Here is a 2,576-nt window from a genome sequence, read left to right as displayed (position 1 = left end):
CCAGAGATCACTCAATTTTTCGCGGGGAGGCGACAGAATGCTCTGAACTATAGGAATCGTCAGCCGCTGAAAACTTTTAGGATGACTTCGAGAACAATAAACCGGCCATATACTCAATATCTACTGCAAGCCCGAGCAGAAAGTCAAAGGGTCGCGGACCCTCCGTTTCCATACCCTTCTAATTGCGGGTCTCTCTGCAAGTTACGCTTGGGTATATCGAATTTTCGGCCCTCTGCGGTAGTAACCACACCCTTCTGATTGCGGGTCCCACGCAAGCATGATGAACTTCAAGCAGAATGAAGAAAAGGCAGTCGTTTCCATACCCTTCTGATCGTGGGTCTCACTGCAAGAGTGCACGTTTCTCCAATAAATACCTTCCCATCGGCTCCCGTATGCCCTTACTCCGGCCGACACTGCGGGTGTATCTCGCGCGCTTTGGCATAAGAAGATACCCGCAAAGCGCTCATCCAGAATCGAAAATTGTGGGTCTCCCCGGCGATCCCGGGGCAAGATGAAGAGAAAGAACGGACCAATCAGGTCGGGACACTGGCATCAGACCTTTGATATCAAGTGTGTCGGCTGAAGGTCCGAGACAGGCTAATGTCCAATGCCAACCTAGAACTAGGGGAAGGTTTCAATGTATGAACAGAGGTTGGAGGAGACAATAATCCGACCTCGATTCGGAATGCACGACAGTAGCATCCAGTTCTTCAACACCTGCCCTCCGAGATGCCCCCATGGACCAATTCAACAATCGAGACGGCAAATCCCAGAAATATCTGGGGGATCGGGGGCTTCTCGTCCTGATCGCGGTGTTCTCCGCCTTTGTCCCGCTCTCGACCGATCTCTACCTGCCTGCCCTTCCCGGAATGGGAGACTATTTCGGCGTCTCTGCGGACCTCACGAATCTCACCTTGATACTCTTCTTCATCTTTTACAGTCTCGGGCTGCTCTTCTGGGGGCCGCTCTCCGACCGGTATGGCCGTCGGCCCGTCCTTCTCATAGGACTTGCCCTCTACATCGCTGCAAGCGTCGGATGCGCTGCATCGTGGGAGATCCGGCCCCTTATCGCCTTCCGCATCCTTCAGGCCGTCGGCGGTAGCGCCGCCTCTGCGGTCGCAACCGCGATGATCAAGGACCTGTATGAAGGGAGGAAACAGGAATCGGTGCTCGCGCTCGTCCAGTCCATGGTTGTCACCGCGCCCGCCGTCGCCCCGCTTCTCGGGGCGTTCATGCTTCCTTATACCTCATGGCGGGGCCTTTTCGTGACGCTCGCACTCATCGGGGTCGTCGCGATGATCGGCGGCCTTCTCCTTGAGGAGACAATACCCGCACGGCGTACCGACACCGTGGCACAGTCCGTACGCCGGCTCGGGGTTGTGCTCAAAAATCCTGGTTTCGCCTCGCTTCTTATCGTCTTCTCGCTCGTGAGCACCGCATCGCTTGCATTTGTCTCCGCCTCGTCGTATATCTACGAAAAAGGATTCGGACTTTCAGAACAGGTGTACAGTTTCTACTTTGCCCTTAATGCCATCGGCCTGATCTCGGGCCCGTTCCTCTACATCTGGCTCTCCCGGCACTTCAGCCGTCGGGTGATCGTCGGGTTCAGTTTCGGCGTCATGATCGCCGGAGGCGTCCTTGTCTGTCTCTTCGGGAGCCTTGGCCCCCTGATTTTTGCTCTTGCTCTCCTCCCGGCGTCCCTGATGGGAAGTTCTGTACGTCCCGGAGGCGCATTCCTCATGCTCGATCAGCAGAAGGGGGACACCGGCTCCGCATCCGCCCTGATCAACTGCTCCGCCCTCGTCTTCGGCAGCGTCGGGATGGTCCTCGTCTTCCTCGGCGGGAACAACCTCGTCTTCAGCCTCGGGGCGATCAACGTGGCGGTAGGGGTTGCGTGTCTTCTCGGGTGGGTGTTGATCGGGAGAATGGACCTGGTGCGGTGCTGAGGGAGCAGTGGTGCCTTTTCACGGTACCCCGACCTCCAACTGTCGGATACCCGCCGTTCCCGTTCCCCGCACGGCGCATTGCCGGGAAGAGATCCGGCGATGAAAGGGTCCAAATACATGCACATACACACACACAGGTATGGGAACCAGGACGATCAGTATCAGCGATGATGCATACGAGAGGCTTTCGCGGTTAAAAGGCCCTTCAAACATGAGTTTTTCCGAAGTGATCCTGAAGTATACCCCGCAGAAGAAGAAACTCTCGGAAATTCTCAAAGAATTTGGACCAAATACCGCGCTGGCCGATTCGGTCGCAGAAGCCTCGCGCGAGATGCGAAAGGCTTCGATGCGAGAGGTAGACTTCGATGCCGACGCTTGATACGTCCCTGCTCATCGACCTGATCCGGCACGACCCGGAGGCGATGAGAACGCTCGAGGCGATGGAGCAGGAAGGGCTGCCCCTTGCAACCACGGTGATCAACATCCTCGAGCTCTACCGCGGAGCGTTCCTCTCGGCATCGGTGCAGGAGAACCTCCGGGAAGTCGAAGCAATCGTGCGGGCGCTGATCGAACTCCCGGTCACGAATGAGACGTATCGAGTCTTCGGTACGCTCGCTGCCGAACTCCGGG

General features: G+C 56.9%; 3 protein-coding genes. All 3 read left to right on the top strand.

What is annotated here, in order from left to right; all coding sequences use genetic code 11:
- Window positions 1-737 precede the first annotated feature (737 nt).
- The gene (locus BP737_RS14060; protein WP_292405266.1) at window positions 738-1,946 is read left to right on the top strand and encodes a multidrug effflux MFS transporter; all 1,209 of its coding nucleotides are present in this window, start codon (window positions 738-740) and stop codon (window positions 1,944-1,946) included.
- A 139-nt stretch (window positions 1,947-2,085) separates the two neighbouring features.
- Entirely contained in the window at window positions 2,086-2,325 is a 240-nt protein-coding gene (locus BP737_RS14055; protein WP_342686278.1) for an antitoxin VapB family protein, read from the top strand.
- On the top strand, window positions 2,312-2,576 hold a 265-nt coding region (locus BP737_RS14050; RefSeq protein WP_342686276.1), incomplete at its 3' end, for a type II toxin-antitoxin system VapC family toxin. The genes BP737_RS14055 and BP737_RS14050, both read left to right, overlap by 14 nt.

This window comes from Methanoculleus sp. UBA291 (assembly GCF_002499755.1).
Classification (GTDB): domain Archaea; phylum Halobacteriota; class Methanomicrobia; order Methanomicrobiales; family Methanoculleaceae; genus Methanoculleus; species Methanoculleus palmolei.
Note: the sequence above shows the minus strand (reverse complement) of the source record. Positions and strands in the feature narration are given on the sequence as shown.